The sequence below is a fragment of the Alkaliphilus metalliredigens QYMF genome, assembly GCF_000016985.1.
GTDB classification, from domain to species: domain Bacteria; phylum Bacillota; class Clostridia; order Peptostreptococcales; family Natronincolaceae; genus Alkaliphilus_A; species Alkaliphilus_A metalliredigens.
This window is the reverse complement of sequence record NC_009633.1, coordinates 2,525,458-2,548,410: the sequence shown is the minus strand read 5'-3', so window position 1 is coordinate 2,548,410 and position 22,953 is coordinate 2,525,458. Positions and strand designations below refer to the sequence as shown.

Genomic DNA, 22,953 nt, shown 5'->3' with positions numbered 1-22,953 from the left:
CACACTCCTAATTATCGTGTTATTGCCAATTTTCCTATGATACCCTTTGTAAAGTCTTGATAAATTTCAGTGAATATTTCTTCTTGATTTAATTTACAATCCTTATAAAGAAGAGCAACATTTCCTTGTTCAATAAATGCATCTGGAAGAGCAAAAAGCTTGACTGGTTTGTAGACTTCGTATTCATTTAAGAAAGACCTAATTTGCTCTCCAAATCCTCCGATTTTAGCATTATCTTCTAGTACATAAATGCGTTTATGAGATTTAGCATGTTGTAAAATTAAATGTTGATCTATCGGTTTAATAAATCTAGGATTAATGACTGTTGCTCCAATTCCTTTATTGTTCAATTGCTGGCATAATGCCACTCCTATTTCATTCATGTTCCCTACAGTGAGAATAAGTGCATCTTTACCCCAATCACAGATTACTTCCCCTTTACCTAGTTGAATAGGCAAAATGCTCTTTTCTTTATCAAGTGCCGTGGTGCCCCTTGGATATCGAATGGCTACAGGTCCCTCATGCTTTTCAGCAAACTGAATCATGGCCTGAAGTTCATTGCCATCCTTTGCCGCTAAAATAGTCAGATTAGGTATACACGATAAAAATGAAATATCAAAAACACCATGATGGGTTTCTCCATCATTTCCAACTAATCCGGCTCGATCGATGAGAAATGTAACAGGAAGATTCTGTATGCATACATCATGAATCACTTGATCAAAAGCCCGTTGCAAAAACGTTGAGTACACAGCGAAGAAAGGCTTGTACCCTTCAGCAGCCATACCCGCTGCAAAGGTCACAGCATGCTGTTCAGCGATGCCAACATCAAAAAAACGTTCAGGAAACTGTTCAGCAAAATCAGCCAGTCCTGTTCCTGAAGGCATGGCAGCTGTAATCGTAACAATACGTGGATTGGTTTTTGCGGCTTCTATTAAAGTGTTTCCTGCAACCTCTGAAAAAGATAGGTTTTTTGTTAAAGAAATAGGCTTGCCTGTTTCGATTTTAAATGGGCTGACTCCATGGAATTCAGCTGGTGACTTTTCAGCTAGCTTATATCCTTTTCCTTTTTTAGTAATCACATGAATTAGTTTCGGTCCTTTGATATTCTTACTATTTTTAATGGCTGTACATAAGGCATTATAATCATGACCATCAATTGGCCCAATATATGTAAACCCAAGCTCCTCAAATAATATCCCTGGTACGAAAAAATACTTGATACTATCCTTTGCTTTTTCTGCTGTTTTCTTCACGCTTTTTCCTATTGCTGGTATATTACCCAACAATAACTCCAGATCATCTTTAACTTTAGCGTAGATAGGTGCTGTGCGTATTTTACTCAAGTAGTTAGATAAACCACCTACATTTTGTGAAATGGACATTTCATTGTCATTTAATACAACTGTGATATTCTTTTTACTTTGACCTCCGTGATTTAAGGCTTCAAATGCCATACCGCCAGTCAATGCGCCATCACCAATTACTGCTACAACCTCATGCTTTTCTTTTTTTAGATCCCGGGCACTAGCCAACCCTAGGGCAGCTGAAATGGATGTACTACTATGTCCCGTGTCGAAATGATCATGAGAACTTTCATGTCGTTTAGGGAATCCACTAAGTCCTTTGTACTGTCTCAATGTTTTAAATTGCTCTCTTCTTCCAGTCAATATTTTGTGAACATAGGCTTGATGTCCCACATCCCAAATGATTTTATCCTTCAGTGTATCATATATTGTATGCAATGCTAATGTTAACTCGACAACCCCAAGATTTGAAGCTAAGTGCCCCCCTGTTTTTGAAACTGACTGAACTAAGAATTTTCTAATGTCATGTGCTAATAATCTCACTTCATTTTCCTTAAGTTTCTTCAAGTCCTCTGGAGAGTTTATCTGTTCTAAATATCGATACACTTTTCTCATCTCTCTTTCCTCTTATTTACCCTTTTATTAGGAATCACTTCTATATCAAGTTTTCGATTAAGAAAACTGAGAAATCTACCTGCTTGAAAAACAATTTTTTCTGAGTGATCTATTGCAATACTTTTCCCTATAGACTTTCCTCCTACTGTTAATGAAGCGACAAATCCACTCATCACAATTGTTAAGACGGTCTTAGATAGAGGAAACAGTAGATTTGGCATTTGTAATATAATACTGGCTCCAGCAACACCGCTAATGATGCCACAAATATCTCCCACTACATCATTACAAAAATTAGAAACTGGACCAGCGTTCTTCACCAATTGAATTGCATACTTGGCTCCGGCCACCTTATTTGCAGCCATGGCATGGAAAGGTTTTATAGAGGATGAGGTAACTGCTATACCAACGATATCGCTAAGCACCCCAACAAATATGATTATTAAAAGTATAAAAAAAGAAAAAAGCACTTCAGTATTACGTAGTATTAATTCAGCTGCGACACTTATAATCATTGCTAAGAAAAAAGTCCAAATCGATATCACAACGCTCCATTTCAAGTTATATTTTTCCCAGTAATGAGTCAATTTATAGTTACTTTTTTTAGCGCCGTTGCTTTTATCGGACAAATTATACCCCCCTGTAAATGATTATTGTAACCGCCTATATTTGGTGTATTATTAAGATTATATATATTAAGTCTCGTTTTATGTAAATATAAAGCTGATAGCTTCTATGCTATCAGCTGATAGTAGTGGTAGTATACTAAGTAAATCTTACGGCTTAGGTCCAGTTGGATTTCCCAAATCACTACTACCTGTCGCCAAAGTAGCGGTTTCCCTTTAAAATGATATCTATCTTGTCGCCAGAGATAGGACTGGATTACCACTTAGTCCGCACTGTAATCCTTAATATACTTCTAGAAAAGAACAGTCTAGGAGTTTTCCTCAGCAATTAAGCTAACTCTTAGCCTCTTTTGCAGCATAGGTTTCAAATAGCGATGATCCTCTCCGTCGGGCCCTGATTTCAAGAAACTGATCTACTTATCCACCTATGCCACTCAAGGCAGGCTACACTACAGTTTATGTCTTTCATATTCTGCAGGTTTCTCCCACTTTTAAAACAATGTTTCTAAGGTAGTCTCCACAGAGGGAGGGTCATCGCCCACATGCCATTGTGGATCGCCCCCATCTCTTTACTCCCAGAAATAACCCCCAACTGGGCGTCGGCAGCCAAAACCAGGAACTTCATCGATGTGCCCTTCAACGGATTTTTAGCCCCGCCTTCCAAACTAGGTTAATTGACTAGAATACTGCACCACTACTACTAAAACACCTAATATTATACCATATTTTAATGGATTTATCAAATCATTAGTTTAGCCACCACAATCCCTAATATAGCTCCTGCTAGGACTTCAATGGGAGTATGTCCTATAAGCTCCTTTAATCGTTGTTCTGTTAACTTTAACTTTCTTTTATGATGGATATCCTCAATCATTCTGTTTAAAATAATCGCCTGTTTCCCAACAGCTCTACGAACCCCAGCTGCATCATACATAATCACTAAAGAGAACGCTAAGGAAACAGCAAAAATAGCGGAATCAAAACCTTTGTCTAATCCGATCGCAGTGGTTAATCCCATTACAAAGGAAGAATGAGAACTAGGCATTCCTCCAGAGCCAACAAATCTAGATAAGTTAAATCGCTTATCTACGATAAAGGTATGAATTACCTTTATCGTTTGAGCAATAAACCAAGCTAATAATGCAGTCCCTAATATTTTATTATTACCAATACCATGAAAAAATCCCACTACTGTTCCTCCTTACTAGACCTCTCGATTCACCAAGTAGTGACTCAAGTCATGTAAAAAGCGTGACCTTTTTCCATAGATATTGAGTACTTTATCTACATTAGTTGTTAATCGCTTCACCTCATCAATGGAAGTTTGCAATCCATATAGTGATGGATATGTAGATTTATTATTTTCTACATCACTTCCAATATCCTTACCTAATTTTTTTTCATCTCCAATAATATCTAGAATATCATCTTGTATCTGAAAAGCTAATCCAATATTCTTTCCCAGAGAATTCATATGGGCAATGTCTGTTTCCGTAGCTTCTGCAATAATTGCGCCTACCTTGAAGGCACTTATAATAAGAGCAGCAGTTTTATTATAATGGATATAATTGAGTGTATTTTTATCGACCTGTTTATTCTCACTCTCTAGGTCTACAACTTGTCCTCCAATCATGCCATTCATCCCAGCAGCCTTTGCAATTTCTTCTATTGCTTGAAGGTGGACATTGGCGTTTGATTGTGTTCGAGCATGGGAAATCATAATTTCAAATGCATAGTTCAAAAGCGCATCACCTGCAAGTATTGCAATTCCCTCTCCATAAACCTTATGATTAGTTAGCTTTCCTCTTCTGTAGTTATCATCATCCATGGCTGGTAAATCGTCATGGATTAATGAATAAGTATGAATCATTTCCAGTGCGCAGGCATAGGGTAATACTTCTTCTAGGTTGTCTTTAAAGAGATTATAAGTAGCAATTGCTACGATGGGTCTTAGTCTTTTACCTCCTGCAAAAATGCTGTATCTCATTGCATCTATGACCGTTTTGTTTTTATCTTCTTTGACGTCTAGGTAGTGGTGCAGTTTCTTGTCCGTTAAAATTTGGTATTCCTTCATGATCGCTTTGCATTCCATTTTTATTCCTCCCCACCCTCAAAAGGTCTTTCAACCAATTGATTGCCTTCTTCTATCATAACTGAAATTTTTTCTTCAGCTTCTGTTAGTTTCTCGTTACAAATCCGATACAATCGTACCCCTTCTTGAAAAAGTTCAAGGGCATCATCTAAGCCTTGTTCTTTGTTCTCCAATTGATTAATAATTTCTTCTAATTTTTTAATACCTTCTTCAAATTTGATTTTTGCCAACCAACTTATCCTCCTTTAAAATATTTGTCACTTCACATGACAATTGTCCATCTATTAACTGAACAGTAATACTCTCTTTTAATTTCACATTACTAATGGTCTTAATTCGTTCTCCTTTTTTGTTCTCTGCAAGGGCATATCCCCTTGAAAAAACAGAAAGTGGGCTTACGCTGTTTAGTCGTTCTCCTAATCTATGTACGTTATTTGAGTAAAGACTATTCTTAACATTTATGTTTCTTGTCAAGTCCTTCATCAGAATATCCAAATGTTGTTGTCGATCATATATCATATTTAGAGGATTTTTAAAGTAATAATTGCTTTTTATAATACCCAATTGATTTCGTTTTGCGTCAATGCTTTTTACTAAGGTTTTATTTAGTCTATCTTTAAGTGTATTTAATCTTTCTACTACCTCTTTTACATCTGGTACAACTCGCTCAGCTGCAACCGAAGGAGTGGGTGCTCTTAAATCCGCAACAAAATCTGCAATGGTAAAATCAGTTTCATGGCCTACTGCAGAGATAATTGGGACTTGACTGGAAAATATTGCTTCAGCCACAGTTTCCTCATTGAATGGCCAGAGTTCTTCTATAGATCCCCCACCCCTACCAATGATAGCAACGTCAATTCCTCCAAACAAATTCAACAACTCCACTGCCCTTGCAATGGACGGTGCTGCTCGGTCCCCTTGCACTAATACTGGAAACAAATATATCTCCACATGGGGAAATCTTCGCTTTATAACAGAGATAATATCTCTAACCGCTGCCCCGGTGGGCGATGTCACCACAGCTATTTTTCTAGGAATAAGTGGTATTTCCTTTTTAAATTTTCCATCGAAATAACCTTGTTTTTCTAACTTTTCTTTAAGCTGTTGATAGGCTAAATATAACGCACCCACACCTGCAGCTTCCATGTGATCTACATAAAATTGATACAGTCCCCCTCGTTCATAAAGGGATATGTATCCCCTACATAGGACTTGCATTCCTTCTTCAGGTAAAAATTTCAATTGTTCCGTATTGGTTTTAAACATCACAGAACTGACTCTGCTCTTTTCATCTTTCAAGGTAAAGTATATATGTCCACTACTATGGAGTTTATAATTTGAGATCTCTCCCTTTATGTAAACGTTAGAAAGGATTGGATCGTTAATCATAATTCGCTTAATATAGTGATTAATTTCCGATACACTCAGCGCTTTTATCTGCATTATTTTTAATATCCTCCATTACTCAACTTATTAATTGATATTGTAAATATAATTAGGTTTCTGATTTTTCAGAATGGGTCTGATTTCTATTGAGATATGACTTTACTCCTAATGCTGCAATTCCCACTGCATTATCTGAACAATATTGGGTTTGTCCAAAAAGTACTTCGATGTTTTCACTAGATAATTCTTTTTCTATCAAAGTCCTAATCTGTTGGTTCGATGCAACACCTCCAACCACCAGTGCAGTTTTAATAAGACTCTGAAACTTGGCAGTCTTAATCATCAACACTAAAGATTGACCGATTGTATGAAATAAAGAACTGGCAATTTGTTGACTACTATACTCTTGATTCAGCAATCTTGTAATATGGGTTTCTAATCCAGAAAAGTTAACCCATCCTTCTTTAACTGATATAGGAAGTTTTATTTTAGGGCCCTGCCATTCCAAACTAAGACTTTCTAAATGAGGTCCTGCAGGGAAAGGCATGTCTAACCTGACACCGATTCGATCGATTAATTGTCCCGCACTAATATCTTTAGAACCTCCAACAATCTCTATATCATATCTGTTGTCATAGGGTACTACCTTTAACATTTCTGTTGTTCCTCCAGATATATGTAAAACTAAAAATTCTTGGGTGCAGGTTCTCGCTTGTGACCAGAAACCAGCTTCAATATGACCTTCCTGGTGACTAAAAGAATAGAATGGGACATTCATCAAACTTGCCATTGAAGTTGCAAAAGACTGTGATGCTAAAAACACAGGCATATAAGAGTCCGCCAAAGGTCTTGGCTTTACCGAGGCACTGATTCCAACAATATTAATGGAATCAACTTGTTGCATCAGTTTTTTACATAGCACCGGCAAGTTTTTAATATGATGAAATAAAGCATCGGACTGTCTTAATCCCAGATTTCCTGTTTTTACAGGTAAGAGACTTCTTTCTTCACTTAAAAGGGCTCCTTGTAAATTCATAATAGCTAGTGAAGTCATATAGTTAGAAGTATCAATTCCAAGTATAGCCTGCTTCCTAGTCGTCATTCTTAATTCCTTCTTCTTCTTCTATAAATCTTCCTAAAATCCCATTAATAAAGGAGGCAGACTCTTCAGCACTATACTTTTTGCCTAATTCAATGGCTTCATTGACCGATACACGATAGGGAATTTCACCCATATGCAGCATTTCTGTTAAGGCCAATCTTAATATAGCCAAATCTACATTTGCAATTCGATTCAACTTCCAGCCCTTTGAATACTGCTTTATATAGGTGTCAATTTCTTCTAAATTTTCTATTGTTTTAGTAATGCTGGTATGTACATATTCCTGTTGCTCTATTTTTTGTGGTTCTCTATCCATGTATAATTTGATGCTTTCTACATTCATTTCATTGTTCATTTCCATTTCAAATAAAACTTTCATACAAAATTCCCTTGCTAATTTACGACTCACGTTTTTCCCTCCTAAATATAACACTCAGTTATTCTATATTATTAGTATATATTGTTCGATATAGTGAAGCATTTTAAACACCATGGGATAAAATAGTTTCCAGTGATGTATGATACCCCCATATAGCCTGTCCATTTTGTTGAATAGCTAAAACTAACCCTCTGGTATCAGAGGGTTAGTTTTAGCATTATTTGTTTGGTTGCGTTTTTACTTCTTGTTCTTTTTCCTCTTTTGGAAAGTTGATTCCTTGTACGTGTATATTCACTTCTAATACCGAAAGACCTGTCATGGTTTCAATGGTTTTTTTTACATTGTTTTGTATCTCCCAAGAAACATCTGGAATCTTTGTTCCATATTCTAAGATAATATATAGATCAATTGATGCATCGCGTTCTTTCACTTCTAGCTTTACACCCTTTGATAAACTTTTTTTACCGAGCATTTCAGCAATACCACCAGCTAATCCTCCACTCATTCCGGCAACACCTTTTATTGCAGTAGCTGCTAAGCCTGCTATGGTGGCAACTACTTCATCAGCGATTTTCACTTCTCCATACTCTAAATTATCCACATGATCCACTTCTTCACCTCCTGAGTGTTCTTTATAGCTTCATTATACCAAATTCCGACTTTATTGACAAACAGTTCTAATCTTTATTCATTATAATTATTTTATCCATGGTAATATCGGTTTCTCTTCTGACTATGTCTACGATCTGAGCAACATCTTTTTCTGTTAATTGCTGACTTTGAACCACAATACTAATTGATTCATCTGATAGGTATACAATTGCATCATTAAAGCCTTTTGCCATAATCATATTTTCTATAAATACTTCTGTTTCTGTACTAACAATCACCTGTAGCTTTATGTCTTCTGCCTGACCTCTCATGGCTTGACTGGTATTGGTATTATTTATCATCTCAGATAAGCTATTCATCATTTCACTACGTTTTTTGTCTCTTTCTAGCTTACTTTCAATGAAATAGGCAGAACTTCTCATGGTTTCCTTACTTGTAATCACTTGTGCAATTTCTGCACTGGTTTCTTGTGCAATATCTATTACTTGATTATTGTCTAAACTATCTACTATGGTGGCATTGTTCATACGTGGTTCGTCAAAAGACATTTCTTCTGTCTCTACATCGCCTGATTCTTCTGTCTCTATATCTCCTAATTCATCCTCTATCCCCTCGGGGTCTTCTTCATTAAACACTTCTTCTTCATCATCTAACAACTCCCGTAGCATTCCACTCTCTTCTAACATACCCAGTTCGTATTTTTCAAGTTCATTAGATGTTTGAAGTAAGGATTGCTTATTTAGACTATAGTTGACATATCCAATGAGACCCAACATCAGAATCAAGGACAATATTACAAAGTTTTTTCTTCTATGGATGTTAATTTTCATTTCCATTCCCCCTCAATCAATTCTATTATTTTTTAGGATAAATTTGGACTTTATGTCCAGACACCTGTAAAACGGTTCTAACTGCATCATACAGTTTCCTTTTCACTTCAGCATTTTCCGCCCCCTGTGCAACGACAATCACGCCATTGATCTGTGGTTTGATTTCTTTCAATACCAGGGGGTTATTCCCACCACTATCATTTGTGGTGACGATTGTCTCATTTGTGTTTGTTGAAGTGATAGTCCTTTCGCCGCCATTGGCATCTTTTTCCTCAGTCAAATCCTGAGATTGTACAACATTTGAAGCAGGAATAATTTCAGGTCCTATCTCAAAGGTAATCATGACTTCTACAGTTCCTGCTCCACGAATATTCTCTAATATTGCCTTTAGCCTCCCTTCTATCCGCTCTTCATCTGTTAGATTACCTTGATTTTGTTGAACCAGTGTGTCTCCCAATGGGTCGCTTTGAATGTTATTTGGCTTCGTGTTTGGGGCAAGAAAATCACTGGAAACAATTAATGCAATAACTGCTATCGCCATAAGTACAATTATATTAGCCACATACTTTTTTGACAGTAACCCCTTTAGTACTTCATCCCATTTTCTCTCACTCATTTGTATCCTCCCCTTGTTCTCTAATTTTCCTTAAGTATTTGTACAAAAACGTTGTCTTTTGCTATGTTGTAATAGTCACTTAGTTCCCTTATTACATCCTCTTCTTCATTACTTATGGATATGCTTTTAATGTCCTGAGTATTATTATTTTTTTCACTTATTTGAACACTAACTTTTACGAGCTCTATATTTGCATTTTCAATCACTTCATTTGCTTGGGAATGCAAAGTTAATGATATTTCATTAATGTGTCCTAGATTTGCTTGATCCTTTACTTCAATGTCTAAATCTATAGATGCCACACGATAATCCATTCTATCTTCGATTCGCATTTTAATCTGTTTCTTTAGATTATCCTCATATACTCCAATAATCATTTCACTTTGATGTGCTTCATAGCTATCAAGTCTTTTTTCCATCGTTAAATGTTCTATTTTTTGAGAGGTCTCAAGCATACTTTCCGTCATATCTACGTCGCCTCTTATTAGCTTATTGAGAGGACTTAGAATAATAACCATCACCAATAACCCTATTACGACATTGACATACCTTTTGTAATTTGAATTAGGGATTAAAATTTCTATGAAGGTTACAAAAATAATGACAGACAATATCGTTACAACCCATTCTCTAATCATTTCCATCTTATCACCTACCTCATCATCACTGTGATATTACCTGTTGCAACAATAATTGTTATGGTTATGAAAAACATAATGGCTACAGAGGATACAGTTGCAAAAAGTATTACCAATGAGTTACTCATACTGTTGAGACAATCAACTAATTGTTTATCTGCAATGGGTTCTATAATCGCTGCACTTAATTTGTAAATAATGACCAATGCTAAAATTTTGATCATGGGAATCAAACAAATTAAGAATATAGTGAGCAATCCAATGGCGCCAACAGCATTCTTTAGTAGCAAAGAGCAGCCGATTACAGTATCAACAGCATCTGATAAGAACCCACCCACAACAGGTATAAATTTATCTACAGCGAACTTTGCTGTTCTAATGGTAATGCCATCCACCGTTGATGCTGTTATCCCTTGGATTGTAATGATTCCAACAAAAGTCGTTAGTACGAACCCAAGAATGACTATGGCTGCTTGTTTCAGTAGACTAGCTAGCTTTGTGATTTGGATCTTGTGTGTAAAGTTATTGATAACTGCCAGAATAGCCGAAAAAAAGATTAAGGGTAGAACTACATTTTGTATAATGGTTCCAATTAAACCGATTGATGCTAATAATACGGGATGAAAAAAAGCTGAGGTTGCGATGCCTCCCATGGCCATCAATAATGCAAGTAGTATGGGTAATAAAACCTGCATGAAAGTGACCATTGATGTAATTGCGTCTCTTCCTATATTAATAGCAATCATAAAGGTTTGTATTGTGATAGAAATGATGACCAAATAGCATACAGTATAGGCTAGCTTAGCCACAGCATCATTTTCAAATGCACTTTGCAAATTACTTAAAACAGCATATATAGCCGCCAATATAACAATTTGTCCAAGTAATCTCCAGTTGATGAGAACTTCTTTAAATAAGTATCCTAAAACAGCTTGGCTGATCTCTTTCAGGGATAAGACCTCTTCACCTTTAATGATTTTAAAGATGAGTGGTTTTATTTCTATACTAGGAAAATATCCTTCTGCATCTTGGTTAATGCTATTCATAATCTGTTGTAATTCGTCGGTATCTAATTTGTTAATTTGACTTGCAATGATGTCATCTGTAGTTAAGCTTCCTTCATCAGCCCAGCTTACTGATAACATCATTATCATTATTCCTATTACAAGAAAAATAAGCTTCTTCATATGCTTCACATCCTAGGGCACCATATTTATAATTAAATCCATCAACGAAACCAAAATTGGAACTGCCATCACCATTATCAAAATTTTACCTGCAAATTCTATTTTAGAAGCAATTAATCCTTCACCGGCATCCTTACAAACTTGTGATCCAAATTCAGCAATGTATGCAATCCCCACTATCTTCAGAATCGTAGAAAGATAGACACTATCTAGATTAATTTTAGTTGCTAGCTGACTTAAGATTTCAATAACTGCCTGCAGTTTAGTTGCAATAAAAAAGAAGATGATAAGCCCAGTAACAATACTAATGTACATACCAATCTCTGGCTTCTGATTTTTCAATACGACTGATAAAATAGCAGCAACCAAGCCTATAGCAACAACTTGAAAAATTTCCATTTCATCACATCCTTAATACAATTGAAACATTGTTTTAACTGTGTCAAATAGATTATTGATTAGATTAATAACCATGGTCAACACAACAACAATTCCCACTAAAGTAGTCATCATAGCCTGTTCTTCTCTTCCTGCTCGGATTAACACCTGATTTAAAACAGCCACAACAATGCCAATTGCCGCTATTTTAAAAATTAAATCTACATTCATAATCATGATTTTACCTCCTCTATTTAACCTTTTGTATAAATCAAAAGAAAACAATTACGACTGTTAATCCAAACAACACTCCGAGACTTTTATACAACTTTTCATTTTTACGCTGTAGCATAATAGCTTCGTCATAGTTTCTTCTCATCTCTTCCATTGTTAACCTGATATGCTTTACTTGATTTTCTTGATCAGAAATCCCAAGATTATTTCCTAAAGAGACCAATAAAGCAATATCCCTTTCTTTCAACACTGTTTCTTTTCCCATGACATTAACAGATTTCCGCCATACTGACGCGAAGGTATGTCCATCATGTTTTTGTAAATTGTGAGCTGTCATCTGAAACAATCTTGCGATTTCCCTTTCTGATTTTGCAGCCAATAAAACCATTAGTTCTGGTAAGGGCGTGGCTCCATACATGATTTCTGTCTCTAACATTTGTAATGTAGAAATCAAATCTCTTAGTAATTTGCTCCGATCTATATATGCTTTGGCATATATGATTCCGATTAATCCACTACAGATTACGATAAGTATAGATAATAACAGCTTAAGTATCATTTAACCCACCACTCCTTTTAATAATAAGGGTGACATTTTTAATTGAGATAAACTTTCACCATCAAGGATTTTTTCTATGGTCCCAGGGCCATTTTTATTGGATAGAAATATGATTCGATGGAAAATTTTATCTTGAATCAAATGACCAATTACTTTTCTACCTAATATTTCATCTAGTGAATTGCCATGCACAGTTGTAATTAGTTTTATTCCAGCCATGATTGCTTCTTCTATTGCCATGCCATCCTCGTGTCTCCCAATTTCATCAGTAGCGATGACATCTGGTGACATGGCACGTATTAACATCATCATGCCTATGGCCTTTGGACAGGCATCTAATACATCCGTTCTTGGGCCTAAATCATTTTGTGCGACTCCTTGGAAGGATGCTGCAATTTCAGAACGTTCATCCACAACGCCTACCTTGTGTCCTTTTAAAGAAATCTCTTCAACACCTCTGCTAATATTTCTGATGATATCTCTTAGTAATGTTGTTTTCCCACATTGTGGTGGCGAAACAATGAGGGTATTTAACATCTCATGATTATGGTCAATTAGATGGGATAGTAATGGTAAAGCAATACCTTTTTTCTCTCTTGCAACTCTAATATTCAGTCCTGTAAAATCCTTTAGGGTTTTTACCCCTGTTTTATCTTTTACAGCTTTTCCAACGATACCGATCCGGTGACCTCCTTCAACTGTAATATAACCATTTCTCAATTCATCTTCTACGGAGTAAATTGAATAATTTGATATGAATTGTAGTGTATTTTGAATATTAATCCTCTTGACTACATGGCCTAAATACTCATTGCGCTCTAATTGACCTTGTTCTGTTACAAAATAGTCTTGTCCATTCCCACCTACCATCAATGGCTGATTAGCTCTTAATCTTATTTCTTCCATCACTTCTTTAAATTCCAAGGGTATTTTATTGATGACTTCTCTGATCTCAGGACATAGGTATTGTTGAAGTTGCTCAACAGCACTATTTATAAGTTCTTTTTTGATAAAATTAATACTCTGGTTTTGATGTCTCACAACATGTCCCTCCTTTATATAAATAGATATTTACCTTTCTATCAAAATATGCTTTCTTTATCAAAAAAAAGAAAAAAACCAATGATTTTATCATTGGTTTTTAGAATTATTATTATTTTATTCTTTTATATCGTCTAAATCTTCAATATCATAGGCTTCTTCTACTAGGTCGACATGCTCATGACAACGAGGGCAAACAATATCTACGTCATCTTCGTATATCAAGTCTTCATCAACATAAACATCTTCGTGACAGTTTGGACATTCTACCTCAACAAAATCAATATCCTCTTCATCTTCTAAGTCTTCCTCATCACATTCAAATAATTCTTCTTCTACTTCTGCTAAATCTTCATCTAATGATTCTACATACTCAGCTAAATCATCTTGGTCCTCACTTAGTTCAACTAACCCATCTGCAAAATCCTCTAATGTTTCGATGATGCCCATTAATAGCTTACCGTCCTTAGAGTTCTCTTCTACATTTAATCCTTCTGCTAAGCCTTTTAAGTACGCTACTCTTTCATATAAATGGTTCATTATATATCTCCTCCTCTTTTTATCATACGATTTTAATATTTCCTTTTTTAGATATTTTATACCCTTGACATATATTCTCCAGTACGGGTGTCAACTTTAATTATATTTCCTTCATTGACAAACACTGGAACATATACAATTGCTCCTGTTTCAACAGTAGCAGCTTTTGTTACATTGGTGGCAGTATCTCCCTTGACACCAGGTTCTGTTTCAATAACTTTTAATTCAACAAAAATGGGTGGTTCAACTTGAAAAGGTCTTCCTTCGTAAAATTTAATTATTGCACTATCATTTTCTTTTAGGTATTTAATAGCGTCTTCTACTTCAACTAATGTTAAAGGAACTTGTTCATAGGTTTCATTATCCATAAAGTAGTAAAGATCACTATCGTTATATAAATATTGCATTTCCTTTGTTTCAATATGAGCCCTTGGAAATTTATCAGAAGGATTAAAAGCTTCTTCCCTAGTGGATCCAGTTTTTAAATTTTTATATTTAGTTCGGACAAATGCTGCTCCTTTTCCAGGCTTCACATGCTGGAAATCTATTACCACATATGGATGCCCATCCATTACAAATGTAACACCTTTTCTAAAATCACCTGCTGAAATCATAAAGTAAATCCCTCCATATTCATTTGTCTATATTGCTATCTGTTTAGCTCTATGAACTCTTTAGTTGATTTGGACAAGACTTCATATCCATCATGTGTCACAACGACTAAGTCTTCAATTCTCACCCCTGAAAATCCAGGCACATATATACCTGGTTCAATTGTGATAACCATGCCGGGCGCTAAGGGCTCTTTGCCTAACTGGTTAATGTGAGGGAGCTCATGAATTTCTAAGCCAACTCCATGTCCTAAACCATGTCCAAAGTAGGCACCATAGCCTTTCTTAGAAATCACATCCCTAGCAATCTCATCTAACTCTGCTCCTGTAATACCAGGTCTGACAGATTGTAATGCTTTGTTTTGTGCTTCTAATACAATAGCATAAATTTCTTTTTGTTTTTCAGTAGCTTGACCCAGTATAAAGGTCCGAGTCATATCAGAGCAATAGCCATTGTATACACAACCAAAATCTAACGTAATGGTATCACCTAGGGATAACGTCTTATTAGAAGCAACCCCATGGGGCAAAGCAGACCTTTCTCCTGAAGCGACAATCATATCGAAACTCAATTTACTTGCACCCTTTTGCTTCATAAAAGATTCAATTTCTAAAGCAACTTCAATTTCCATTATTCCGGGTTTAACATATTTTAATATATGTATAAAAGCTTTATCTGCAATTCTAGCTGCTTGAGTAATATTGTTAATTTCATCTTCATCTTTTATAACCCTCAGCTTTGTCAAAGCGCCATCTAAGGCAATTAGCTCTATCTGGTCTAACTTCATAGAATAATCTTTATATTGCCCATAGGTTACATGGTCTTCTTCTATACCTAATTTACTGATTTGAAATTGATTTAAGACATAAGTAAGTGGTTTTTCTTTACTGATTTCAATAATTTCAAAACCTTGACACTGCGTTTTTGCTTGCTCGATATATCTAAAATCTGTCATGAATTTAGCTTCATCATGAGTGACCACCACATAACCAGTTGTTCCAGTAAATCCAGAGACATACCGTCGATTCTCAGGTTTATACAGCAGCATACAGTCTAAATTCTTGTCTTTTAATGTTTCTCTTATTTTTTGAATACGGCTTTCCATCTAGTTCCCCCTTAGCCAAGCAATTTATCACTGGGTATATTCCACTAGGGCCTTAAGAGCCAGCACATAACTTGAAACGGCAAACCCACCTACTTGTCCAAGACATGCACATGCTGTGGCAGAGTGTTGTCTATTTGTTTGTATTATGTCCAATTGCACATTGTTTTTTGCAACTTCTGTCAATAATATTTCATTGATCTCAGCTAATGTCAATTTTCTATAGAATTCAGGCTCTCTTTACATCATGAATTAAGGCTAGAACCATAGAACCACTATGTATTTTCCCAGTTCTGACAAACACTTCCTTGTTAATAAATTCCTCTATATCATATCACACTTTTATTGCTTTGAATAGAATTTATTACAACTTCGAGTAACCCTACATAGACACTACATCCTTGAAACTACTTAGAATATTTTGCATTATTTTCTATGTCTTGGGTATTCACCTACTCGATTAATGGCATCAATCAGTGCCCTCGTTACATCTGTTGCAAACTGTATTGACAGTTCACTCACCTTAGTGTATACCTCGCCTTGATCTGTGGCGATATATTTAGGTGGCAAATCATTTAAGGTAATAGCCTTCATATCATTAATGCACCTAACACATTGACACTGTTGTGGATAGTTTTTTAAAATCTTCATTATTTCCTGATTTACAACTTCTTCCATATAGTTCTTTACCATTATTAAACCCTTCCCCTCACGAATCAAAATTTCATGATACAATTTGAGCTATATAAAATTCATTTGTTATATAAACATGCTTATTCTCCAAAAGTTTGATAATAAGATACGACCCTCAGGGGCACCACTTCTATTTCAGGTAAACCCAATGCATCTACACCAACTTCGATTACTTCTGGAAGCTGCACCACAAACTTAATAAATCGTCTAGCTTCATCATAAGAACCGATTCCCATCATCTGAATATGATTTGTACTTAAGCTAACCCCCTCAATTAAAATCTCATAGTAATGACTTGCATGATATTCTTCAAATGGCTGAGTGATCCTTCTTTCAATAATACTTAAATGATCTACTACTTTGTCCTCAAGATAATTCTCTAGAATTGGCGGATGATAATCCTTCAATAAGATTGTATCACCTTCTTCTCCTTCTAGAATATATTGTATCTTATATGATTGTAGATCCGTTAAAAAATAAAAAATTGCTTGTTCACTCATGATAAGTAATTCATAAGTTGTTATATCAATGGCGGATTCAGCAAGGTAATATGCCTTGATTCCACTTGAACTTGAATGCACCATCTGATAATGATTGGTTGATACTGTGACCATAGACAATGCTAATAACAAAACTACTGAGATAATCATAATAACCGTAATCATAACCATGCCTCTTGAGGAAGTACAATATCCTTTTATCATTGCGGTTCCACTCCATCTAGAGGATTTGTTAGTCTAAGAATGGTTTTAATAGGATGGCTACTGCCATGTCCAAAAATTTCGATCTCAATTAATTTTCCTTCAACCAATTCATTTACAATAATATCATTAATCATATTGACTAGTACATTATTTTCATTATTTTTATTAACTCTCAATTCTCCTGTATCCTTATAAAAATAGATTAACGTATTCGGTTGAGATCTTTTATTGCCACTTAAATCAATCCAGATACTCTGATTATCATAGTTTCTCCCTTCAATAGTTCGGGTATCACTATGATAAATGATTTGATTTTGATCACATTCCCTTATGCGCTTCTCTATATAGTTTAGGGCGAACCTCATATTTCGTTCAACTCGTAATGTATCTTGTTGAGTAATATACCCCCTTACTACAATATTCAAATAAGAAATAGATAGAATGACAATCATTGAACCGATTGTCATTGCTATTAATACTTCGATTAATGTCAGTCCTTCTTGGCGATGTAATCTTTTAGTCATTTCACCTACCTCCTAGGTACTCATCAACCATTATGATCATTACCACTCCTTACGCTTTCTCAATTTAGGGTAACAGGTAACTCTTGATATCTTTTATTCAATAAAGAGTAGGCGGTTTCTCCCAACAAATAACTAGATAAATATTGATTGTCTTTGCCTTCTATGTATAAATCCACTTGATAGAAGTCATAAATTGCATCTACATTTTTTAGTTGAATTTTCACTGCTTCATCTAGTTGAAGGGTTAATTCATTTTCCACAGACTTTAACGCTTTTATAGTCTCCATCACTTCCTGCATTTGTTTATGACTCCTGTAAGTATGTTGACTCAGCTCACTGACTTTCATAGCATGGGTAAACATTCTCATTCCAGGTGCTATTGCAATTGTTAATATCATAAGTGCTATCAATACCTCCACAAAGGTAAACCCATTATTTTTCACTTTGCCACCCTCCCTATTATTTAAAATAAGAAATTCTGACCCTTCCCGTCCCAATTAAGGTATCAACTTTCGCCTTATTCTTTCCATTAGTAATGACAAAGGCACCATACCTACTTACGCCATCCCGAGTATAACTAATTCGACTCAGGGACTCTGTTGAAACTTTAATCTTCGGAGACATCTCTTGAAGAAATACAACTTTACCTCCAAATACATATTCCCTAACTCTTATTTCATTTCCAATTAATTCAACACAAAATTCTCTTGATTCATCTATGCTTCGCTGTTGGGCTAGGTGGAGGGCACTCTCTATCTCCTGAGCCGTAGTCTTTAATGCAATTTCATTATAAAAACCTCTATAACTTGGGAATGCCATTGCTCCCATAATCGCAATAATGGATAGCGTAATTATAATTTCTATCAATGTGAATCCCTTTTCATTATTATTCATATAATGGACTCCTTTAGTAAGATCCCAAACCCTCAAATAATTGTAACTGTTTATCATAGGATTCAAAAAAGTTATAGTCCCTCATTGTTTCACCTACTTACTTTGTTTTAATAGATATAATTGAAATTTTAGCATCATAATCATCTGCACTCCCTTTATATGACTTCTTTCAGCAAATGACATACCTCTTTTTTTATTTTTTTGAAAATTTAATATATGACCAACAAAAAAAGCTAATAATATCACAAATATTATTAGTCGGTTACTCCATTGTATGTATCTGTCTCAAAATAGCGAAACTAGATAGAACTACTGTCCTGTTTTTTTATGTATTCTATCTCTTTTCGTCATTTCCTGCTACAATTTTCTATTTTTTCACTAAAATATTATATTTATACCTTTCACAACTCTTCAATATAAAAACACAAAGCCAGTACGCCCATAAGATACTGTACTTTCTTTGTGTTTTTATATTATTTTTGAATATGAAAATAATTTGAGACATGGTTTTGCCCATACATCAGGTTCTATTTATTTTTTAATCATCCCTATGATCTTTCAGTACAATCCTTAGGACATGTCTTTCGACCTTTCTTACACATGTAGTCCACCAAAACTCTTTACTTTCAATAGGCACAACTAAAACAGTTGCAATACCCATTCGATTGCCACCTAATACATCTGTAAAGATTTGATCACCAATAATAGCAGTATTTTGTATATCTGTTCCCATCATTTGCATTGCCTTCCTAAAGGCACCTCTTCGAGGTTTAGTTGCCCTATGAATGGCTGGTAATTTGAGATGTTCATTAAAGGTAACAACTCTGTCTTCAGTATTATTTGATACTAAACAAACCTTAAAACCTTCCTTCTCTAAGTTCATCAACCATTCCTTTGTTCTTTCACTTGCATATTTAATATCCCAAGCAACTAAGGTATTATCAATATCAATAATAAGTCCTTTAATATTTCGTTCCTTTAATTTATTTAAATCTATCTCTAATATAGATTCTGCATATAAATCAGGAGTTAGTAATTTCATCTCTACTTCACCTCTTATATATTCTTTCTTTATCTTATGTTTTAATTTCTATTATTTAATATTTCCACTCACATGAAATTTATCTACAAAAAACAAAATTACCTATTATTATTCTTCCCTAGCATATTTACGGAATCTCATTTTCCCTTGTAATGTATTATTTGGTGGTACGATTTTAAAGCTGTCTTTTGCTTGATTCAGTTCCCTAATTACATCAATTTCACATTTAGGGCAATACTTGTGGTGGGCAGAAAGCAATAGACACCCACACCGTTGACAATCAACATGTAAATATTCATTAGGTATTTCCTCTAGCCTTCCATCATTAACGAAATTGTTGATGACATGAATAGGTATCCCTAATCGTTGCTCCATCTCAAACCCTGTTGCTCCAGGGTATTCTATTAAATACGCTCTAATTTTATCGAATACCTCTTCTATTTTTTGATAGCAATTGTCACAATAATCGTAAAGTGCACTTTCCTGTACAGGGGATTTACACTTTTTGCATGCTCTGAACCCTTTAACTGTTTTGTTTTTTACCATAATTCTCCTTCCTTCCTGAATGTATTATATTATATCATAGGCTTAATAGTAAGATCAGATAAAAAAGGATTATTATCTATATTAAATTTATAGATAACAACTTATCAACTATGATAACATCTCTTATGATTAATATTTTTAATTAATTATTCCCTTGGAAATAGTATCATTTCAACATTTACCGCGAATTACATCATGGTTCTTACACGATAATATATTTTCATCTTTTATTCGACCCTTAACAACGCTTTTTCGCTACTTTTCAATATCTTCTTATTTGCATCAGTGTCTTTAGGTATTTTAAAATCCCCCTATCATTTAAAGAGGGATTTATGAAAGGATTCTTTAACTACTCTACGCTACTAATCATTACTCTCAAAGGCTTTATGCAACTTATTAATAGCCCTCTTTTCTATCCGCGACACATATGACCGTGAAATCCCTAACATTTTGGCAATTTCACGTTGGGTTTTGCTACCACAACCAGCAATTCCATATCTTAATTCTATCACCATTTTTTCTCTGCTTTTTAAAACTTTAGACATTTTCTGATATAGTTTTCTAATTTGAATCTTTAATTCCACTTCATCTACAACACCATCAGACTCAGTGCCTAGTATATCGAGCAGTGATATTTCATTGCCTTCCTTATCAACACCAATCGGATCCTGTAGTGAAACCTCTGCCTTTGTTTTTTTATTCGAACGGATTGTCATTAGTATTTCATTTTCTATGCTTACGAAAGTGCAACTTCATATTATTTCCTATACTTCATATTATATATATTAACATAGGAAATAATATGGGTCTACACTCCCGATCCCCATCAGGTATCCCCTATACTCTATCCGTCAATCTATTATTCAATTTTACTTAATGCTATTTGTCGTGTTTCTATAATAAACTGGACATCATGGGATAATCATCCTGACCTACTCCACCGATTAAAGGTTTGATTTCTGAGTTGATAAACTTTGCCCTTATAATAGATCGAGAACCATATTTTAATCTGATATTATCAATAGCACGGTCTAATTCTCTACTTTTTTCATCATTCACTTCAAAAAAAGACTGTTGACTACTTTTATTTGAAGATAATTCCCCAAGGCGGATCCCTAAATGCCGTATGGGTTCACCCTTCCAGCACTCATTAAAGAGTTCCTTAGAAATTTCATATAATGTATTGGTACAATCCATGGCAGTTAAAAGCTTTCTTTGATGGGAATACTTTTGAAACTCATGAAGGAACCTCTCTCAGATCCAGTGTTTCGCCTTTTTGTAATCTATAGGCAGCTTCCCATGATAAATATGCTGAATTTACATCAATATGAAAAATAATCCTCTCTTTCATAAAATGACACCTCACCTCGTATATCCTTATTTTACCCGAACATAAGTTCTGTGTAAAGAACCAAAAATAAGACTTCTACTCACAATGTCCCAATATAGCTATTTAATATTTTTTTAGCCTTTTTGTATTATCATATTATCTAATCAAGAAGGATTTATTTAAATCAATATTGAATTATAATAGTAAATTCAAATGAGGTGATCACATGTTTTTTATGTTGAGAAATAAAAATAAAACAGTCAAAGAGCTTAGAAAAAACAAAGGACTCACAGCTAAAATGTTAGCTACACAATTGAAACTAGATTCTTCCATTATCAGTAAAATAGACAATGTACAATTAAAAGATGTGCCTGAATCGCTAAAAAACAAAATATTACCCATATTAAGTGGTGACCAATGGGACAAAATCCCTTGGTAGTACTGATAAAAGAAAATCCTGTCTACCCCCAAAATATACTTCCTAGGATAATCATCAGTAATCCTAGGCTTTTAACTCAACCTTTAATTAGTTAATTTTTAAAAAATGCTTAATCTCTTCCATTGACTTTCCTTCCTCGATCATGCGGATTACTTCTTGAGAAATAATCTTCTCACATTTATCTGTTACTTTTTTCCTTAAGTAATCCTTTTCTACTTTACTTAGGTTTTTATATAAAACACCTTTGTACAATGTTCTAATATTCATTCCACCACCCCCGCAATAAAACATATGGAAGTCATAGATTGTACTATTCACAATAAAATCTCTTTTCACTTTCCCTTATCATTATTTTTCGACTTCTATCGTTTATCTTGCACCAGAAATGCTACGTCGACTACAAAATATCCAAAATGAGATAGATAGCATAAAGGACTAGTTCCTATATATTAATCCTTTCAAAAATGGTTTATTCTTAATGTAAATTGCATGTGAATAAGCAGATGCCTACTAAGATATATTTCTCCAGTAGGTATCTGCTCTGTTTTTTAATCTCTTCTAGTATTTGTTCTTCCTCTGATATTAAAAATTATGTATCTATTCATTTTACCTATAAAAACTGTAGATTCAAAGAGAATACCACTAAAAGAATTGTACTAATCCCTAATAAGTTCAATATGATCCCAATTTTCCTTTTCTTTTTATTAAGAATTGAACCCCCCTTAATTGCAACGAGTAATCCAACTATACCCACTGTTGTCCCCACAAGTGGAAATAAAACGCCCACCAGTATTGAAAAAATTCCAATCACAATACTTACATTATCATGCTCATTAATTGATTTGATCATAATACGGAATACCTCCTCATGCAGATTATTATAATAGATCTTGTCTCTTTGTTTTAAATCTCTGTCTTGTTTAAT

At 34.7% G+C, this 22,953-nt stretch carries 32 protein-coding genes and 1 pseudogene; 1 reads left to right on the top strand and 32 read right to left on the bottom strand.

The window, feature by feature from the left end; genetic code table 11:
- Window positions 1–11: 11 nt before the first annotated feature.
- The 30 genes and pseudogenes from dxs to AMET_RS12245 form a co-directional block, all read right to left on the bottom strand.
- On the bottom strand, window positions 12–1,922 hold the full coding sequence (dxs, locus tag AMET_RS12390) for a 1-deoxy-D-xylulose-5-phosphate synthase (protein ID WP_012063636.1): 1,911 nt from the start codon (window positions 1,920–1,922) through the stop codon (window positions 12–14).
- The gene (locus tag AMET_RS12385) at window positions 1,919–2,551 is read right to left on the bottom strand and encodes a hypothetical protein (RefSeq protein WP_198135340.1); all 633 of its coding nucleotides are present in this window, start codon (window positions 2,549–2,551) and stop codon (window positions 1,919–1,921) included. The genes dxs and AMET_RS12385 overlap by 4 nt, the downstream gene beginning before the upstream one ends.
- Window positions 2,552–3,287: 736 nt before the next feature.
- A complete protein-coding gene (locus AMET_RS12380; protein ID WP_012063634.1) occupies window positions 3,288–3,737 on the bottom strand; it encodes a divergent PAP2 family protein in 450 nt (149 codons plus the stop codon).
- 15 nt (window positions 3,738–3,752) lie between these two features.
- Entirely contained in the window at window positions 3,753–4,640 is an 888-nt protein-coding gene (locus AMET_RS12375) for a polyprenyl synthetase family protein (RefSeq protein WP_012063633.1), read from the bottom strand.
- 2 nt (window positions 4,641–4,642) lie between these two features.
- Window positions 4,643–4,870, bottom strand: a complete 228-nt coding sequence (gene xseB / locus AMET_RS12370) for an exodeoxyribonuclease VII small subunit (RefSeq protein WP_012063632.1) — start codon at window positions 4,868–4,870, stop codon at window positions 4,643–4,645.
- Complete coding sequence (gene xseA, locus AMET_RS12365) at window positions 4,851–6,083, bottom strand: exodeoxyribonuclease VII large subunit (RefSeq protein WP_012063631.1); 1,233 nt, start codon at window positions 6,081–6,083, stop codon at window positions 4,851–4,853. Before xseA ends, xseB begins: the two co-directional genes overlap by 20 nt.
- Window positions 6,084–6,135: 52 nt before the next feature.
- Window positions 6,136–7,128: a Kae1-like domain-containing protein gene (locus AMET_RS12360; RefSeq protein WP_012063630.1), complete on the bottom strand. Its 993-nt coding sequence runs from the start codon at window positions 7,126–7,128 to the stop codon at window positions 6,136–6,138.
- Window positions 7,118–7,537: a transcription antitermination factor NusB gene (nusB, locus tag AMET_RS12355; RefSeq protein WP_041720767.1), complete on the bottom strand. Its 420-nt coding sequence runs from the start codon at window positions 7,535–7,537 to the stop codon at window positions 7,118–7,120. The genes AMET_RS12360 and nusB overlap by 11 nt, the downstream gene beginning before the upstream one ends.
- A 187-nt stretch (window positions 7,538–7,724) precedes the next feature.
- On the bottom strand, window positions 7,725–8,117 hold the full coding sequence (locus AMET_RS12350; protein WP_012063628.1) for an Asp23/Gls24 family envelope stress response protein: 393 nt from the start codon (window positions 8,115–8,117) through the stop codon (window positions 7,725–7,727).
- A 67-nt stretch (window positions 8,118–8,184) separates the two neighbouring features.
- Window positions 8,185–8,949: a SpoIIIAH-like family protein gene (locus tag AMET_RS12345; protein WP_012063627.1), complete on the bottom strand. Its 765-nt coding sequence runs from the start codon at window positions 8,947–8,949 to the stop codon at window positions 8,185–8,187.
- A 25-nt stretch (window positions 8,950–8,974) separates the two neighbouring features.
- The gene (gene spoIIIAG / locus AMET_RS12340) at window positions 8,975–9,565 is read right to left on the bottom strand and encodes a stage III sporulation protein AG (RefSeq protein WP_012063626.1); all 591 of its coding nucleotides are present in this window, start codon (window positions 9,563–9,565) and stop codon (window positions 8,975–8,977) included.
- 20 nt (window positions 9,566–9,585) lie between these two features.
- Window positions 9,586–10,209, bottom strand: a complete 624-nt coding sequence (gene spoIIIAF, locus AMET_RS12335) for a stage III sporulation protein AF (RefSeq protein ID WP_012063625.1) — start codon at window positions 10,207–10,209, stop codon at window positions 9,586–9,588.
- 8 nt (window positions 10,210–10,217) lie between these two features.
- The gene (spoIIIAE, locus tag AMET_RS12330; protein WP_041720764.1) at window positions 10,218–11,390 is read right to left on the bottom strand and encodes a stage III sporulation protein AE; all 1,173 of its coding nucleotides are present in this window, start codon (window positions 11,388–11,390) and stop codon (window positions 10,218–10,220) included.
- A 12-nt stretch (window positions 11,391–11,402) separates the two neighbouring features.
- Window positions 11,403–11,789 (bottom strand): stage III sporulation protein AD, encoded by a 387-nt coding sequence (gene spoIIIAD / locus AMET_RS12325; protein WP_012063623.1) that lies wholly within the window; start codon window positions 11,787–11,789, stop codon window positions 11,403–11,405.
- Between the two features lie 12 nt (window positions 11,790–11,801).
- Window positions 11,802–12,005 (bottom strand): stage III sporulation protein AC, encoded by a 204-nt coding sequence (spoIIIAC, locus tag AMET_RS12320; RefSeq protein ID WP_012063622.1) that lies wholly within the window; start codon window positions 12,003–12,005, stop codon window positions 11,802–11,804.
- A 34-nt stretch (window positions 12,006–12,039) separates the two neighbouring features.
- Complete coding sequence (gene spoIIIAB / locus AMET_RS12315; RefSeq protein ID WP_012063621.1) at window positions 12,040–12,561, bottom strand: stage III sporulation protein SpoIIIAB; 522 nt, start codon at window positions 12,559–12,561, stop codon at window positions 12,040–12,042.
- Entirely contained in the window at window positions 12,562–13,602 is a 1,041-nt protein-coding gene (gene spoIIIAA, locus AMET_RS12310) for a stage III sporulation protein AA (protein WP_012063620.1), read from the bottom strand.
- Window positions 13,603–13,719: 117 nt separating this feature from the next.
- On the bottom strand, window positions 13,720–14,142 hold the full coding sequence (locus tag AMET_RS12305; protein ID WP_012063619.1) for a CD1247 N-terminal domain-containing protein: 423 nt from the start codon (window positions 14,140–14,142) through the stop codon (window positions 13,720–13,722).
- 56 nt (window positions 14,143–14,198) lie between these two features.
- Complete coding sequence (efp, locus tag AMET_RS12300; protein WP_012063618.1) at window positions 14,199–14,756, bottom strand: elongation factor P; 558 nt, start codon at window positions 14,754–14,756, stop codon at window positions 14,199–14,201.
- Window positions 14,757–14,791: 35 nt separating this feature from the next.
- Window positions 14,792–15,859, bottom strand: a complete 1,068-nt coding sequence (locus AMET_RS12295; RefSeq protein WP_012063617.1) for a M24 family metallopeptidase — start codon at window positions 15,857–15,859, stop codon at window positions 14,792–14,794.
- Window positions 15,860–15,886: 27 nt separating this feature from the next.
- Window positions 15,887–16,072: a hypothetical protein gene (locus AMET_RS12290; protein WP_012063616.1), complete on the bottom strand. Its 186-nt coding sequence runs from the start codon at window positions 16,070–16,072 to the stop codon at window positions 15,887–15,889.
- Between the two features lie 210 nt (window positions 16,073–16,282).
- A complete protein-coding gene (locus tag AMET_RS12285; RefSeq protein ID WP_012063615.1) occupies window positions 16,283–16,549 on the bottom strand; it encodes a late competence development ComFB family protein in 267 nt (88 codons plus the stop codon).
- 80 nt (window positions 16,550–16,629) lie between these two features.
- Window positions 16,630–17,214, bottom strand: a complete 585-nt coding sequence (locus AMET_RS12280) for a hypothetical protein (RefSeq protein WP_157047249.1) — start codon at window positions 17,212–17,214, stop codon at window positions 16,630–16,632.
- A gap of 35 nt (window positions 17,215–17,249) precedes the next feature.
- Entirely contained in the window at window positions 17,250–17,777 is a 528-nt protein-coding gene (locus tag AMET_RS12275) for a PilW family protein (RefSeq protein WP_012063613.1), read from the bottom strand.
- A gap of 59 nt (window positions 17,778–17,836) precedes the next feature.
- On the bottom strand, window positions 17,837–18,220 hold the full coding sequence (locus AMET_RS12270) for a type IV pilus modification PilV family protein (protein WP_012063612.1): 384 nt from the start codon (window positions 18,218–18,220) through the stop codon (window positions 17,837–17,839).
- Between the two features lie 16 nt (window positions 18,221–18,236).
- Window positions 18,237–18,671: a pilus assembly FimT family protein gene (locus tag AMET_RS12265; RefSeq protein ID WP_012063611.1), complete on the bottom strand. Its 435-nt coding sequence runs from the start codon at window positions 18,669–18,671 to the stop codon at window positions 18,237–18,239.
- Window positions 18,672–19,209: 538 nt separating this feature from the next.
- Window positions 19,210–19,713: a YqeG family HAD IIIA-type phosphatase gene (locus AMET_RS12260; protein WP_012063610.1), complete on the bottom strand. Its 504-nt coding sequence runs from the start codon at window positions 19,711–19,713 to the stop codon at window positions 19,210–19,212.
- A gap of 108 nt (window positions 19,714–19,821) precedes the next feature.
- Window positions 19,822–20,259, bottom strand: coding sequence for a hypothetical protein (locus AMET_RS12255; RefSeq protein WP_012063609.1), 438 nt, complete (start codon window positions 20,257–20,259; stop codon window positions 19,822–19,824).
- Window positions 20,260–20,621: 362 nt separating this feature from the next.
- On the bottom strand, window positions 20,622–20,993 hold the full coding sequence (locus AMET_RS12250; RefSeq protein WP_330368765.1) for a sigma-70 family RNA polymerase sigma factor: 372 nt from the start codon (window positions 20,991–20,993) through the stop codon (window positions 20,622–20,624).
- Window positions 20,994–21,153: 160 nt separating this feature from the next.
- Window positions 21,154–21,486: pseudogene (locus AMET_RS12245) on the bottom strand (DinB/UmuC family translesion DNA polymerase); the annotation flags it as partial.
- Window positions 21,487–21,815: 329 nt separating this feature from the next.
- Here AMET_RS12245 and AMET_RS12240 point away from each other — a divergent pair.
- A complete protein-coding gene (locus AMET_RS12240; protein WP_012063607.1) occupies window positions 21,816–22,028 on the top strand; it encodes a helix-turn-helix domain-containing protein in 213 nt (70 codons plus the stop codon).
- A gap of 87 nt (window positions 22,029–22,115) precedes the next feature.
- Here AMET_RS12240 and AMET_RS12235 read toward each other — a convergent pair whose 3' ends face one another.
- Window positions 22,116–22,295, bottom strand: coding sequence for a hypothetical protein (locus tag AMET_RS12235; RefSeq protein ID WP_041720757.1), 180 nt, complete (start codon window positions 22,293–22,295; stop codon window positions 22,116–22,118).
- A gap of 343 nt (window positions 22,296–22,638) precedes the next feature.
- Window positions 22,639–22,878, bottom strand: a complete 240-nt coding sequence (locus AMET_RS12230; protein WP_041720755.1) for a hypothetical protein — start codon at window positions 22,876–22,878, stop codon at window positions 22,639–22,641.
- Window positions 22,879–22,953 lie beyond the last annotated feature (75 nt).

What these genes read in the sequence shown, in the direction of transcription:
- AMET_RS12305 (WP_012063619.1), bottom strand. Translation starts at nt 14,142, where the DNA reads ATGAACCATTTATATGAAAGAGTAGCGTACTTAAAAGGCTTAGCAGAA.
- spoIIIAC (WP_012063622.1), bottom strand. Translation starts at nt 12,005, where the DNA reads ATGATTATGAATGTAGATTTAATTTTTAAAATAGCGGCAATTGGCATT.
- AMET_RS12285 (WP_012063615.1), bottom strand. Translation starts at nt 16,549, where the DNA reads ATGGTAAAGAACTATATGGAAGAAGTTGTAAATCAGGAAATAATGAAG.
- spoIIIAB (WP_012063621.1), bottom strand. Translation starts at nt 12,561, where the DNA reads ATGATACTTAAGCTGTTATTATCTATACTTATCGTAATCTGTAGTGGA.
- AMET_RS12235 (WP_041720757.1), bottom strand. Translation starts at nt 22,295, where the DNA reads ATGAATATTAGAACATTGTACAAAGGTGTTTTATATAAAAACCTAAGT.
- AMET_RS12240 (WP_012063607.1), top strand. Translation starts at nt 21,816, where the DNA reads ATGTTTTTTATGTTGAGAAATAAAAATAAAACAGTCAAAGAGCTTAGA.
- AMET_RS12280 (WP_157047249.1), bottom strand. Translation starts at nt 17,214, where the DNA reads ATGATTACGGTTATTATGATTATCTCAGTAGTTTTGTTATTAGCATTG.
- dxs (WP_012063636.1), bottom strand. Translation starts at nt 1,922, where the DNA reads ATGAGAAAAGTGTATCGATATTTAGAACAGATAAACTCTCCAGAGGAC.
- AMET_RS12360 (WP_012063630.1), bottom strand. Translation starts at nt 7,128, where the DNA reads ATGACGACTAGGAAGCAGGCTATACTTGGAATTGATACTTCTAACTAT.
- AMET_RS12345 (WP_012063627.1), bottom strand. Translation starts at nt 8,949, where the DNA reads ATGAAAATTAACATCCATAGAAGAAAAAACTTTGTAATATTGTCCTTG.
- spoIIIAD (WP_012063623.1), bottom strand. Translation starts at nt 11,789, where the DNA reads ATGGAAATTTTTCAAGTTGTTGCTATAGGCTTGGTTGCTGCTATTTTA.
- AMET_RS12260 (WP_012063610.1), bottom strand. Translation starts at nt 19,713, where the DNA reads ATGAAATTACTAACTCCTGATTTATATGCAGAATCTATATTAGAGATA.
- spoIIIAF (WP_012063625.1), bottom strand. Translation starts at nt 10,209, where the DNA reads ATGGAAATGATTAGAGAATGGGTTGTAACGATATTGTCTGTCATTATT.
- AMET_RS12265 (WP_012063611.1), bottom strand. Translation starts at nt 18,671, where the DNA reads ATGAATAATAATGAAAAGGGATTCACATTGATAGAAATTATAATTACG.
- AMET_RS12230 (WP_041720755.1), bottom strand. Translation starts at nt 22,878, where the DNA reads ATGATCAAATCAATTAATGAGCATGATAATGTAAGTATTGTGATTGGA.
- efp (WP_012063618.1), bottom strand. Translation starts at nt 14,756, where the DNA reads ATGATTTCAGCAGGTGATTTTAGAAAAGGTGTTACATTTGTAATGGAT.
- AMET_RS12375 (WP_012063633.1), bottom strand. Translation starts at nt 4,640, where the DNA reads ATGGAATGCAAAGCGATCATGAAGGAATACCAAATTTTAACGGACAAG.
- spoIIIAG (WP_012063626.1), bottom strand. Translation starts at nt 9,565, where the DNA reads ATGAGTGAGAGAAAATGGGATGAAGTACTAAAGGGGTTACTGTCAAAA.
- AMET_RS12295 (WP_012063617.1), bottom strand. Translation starts at nt 15,859, where the DNA reads ATGGAAAGCCGTATTCAAAAAATAAGAGAAACATTAAAAGACAAGAAT.
- xseA (WP_012063631.1), bottom strand. Translation starts at nt 6,083, where the DNA reads ATGCAGATAAAAGCGCTGAGTGTATCGGAAATTAATCACTATATTAAG.
- spoIIIAE (WP_041720764.1), bottom strand. Translation starts at nt 11,390, where the DNA reads ATGAAGAAGCTTATTTTTCTTGTAATAGGAATAATGATAATGATGTTA.
- AMET_RS12255 (WP_012063609.1), bottom strand. Translation starts at nt 20,259, where the DNA reads ATGGTAAAAAACAAAACAGTTAAAGGGTTCAGAGCATGCAAAAAGTGT.
- AMET_RS12275 (WP_012063613.1), bottom strand. Translation starts at nt 17,777, where the DNA reads ATGACTAAAAGATTACATCGCCAAGAAGGACTGACATTAATCGAAGTA.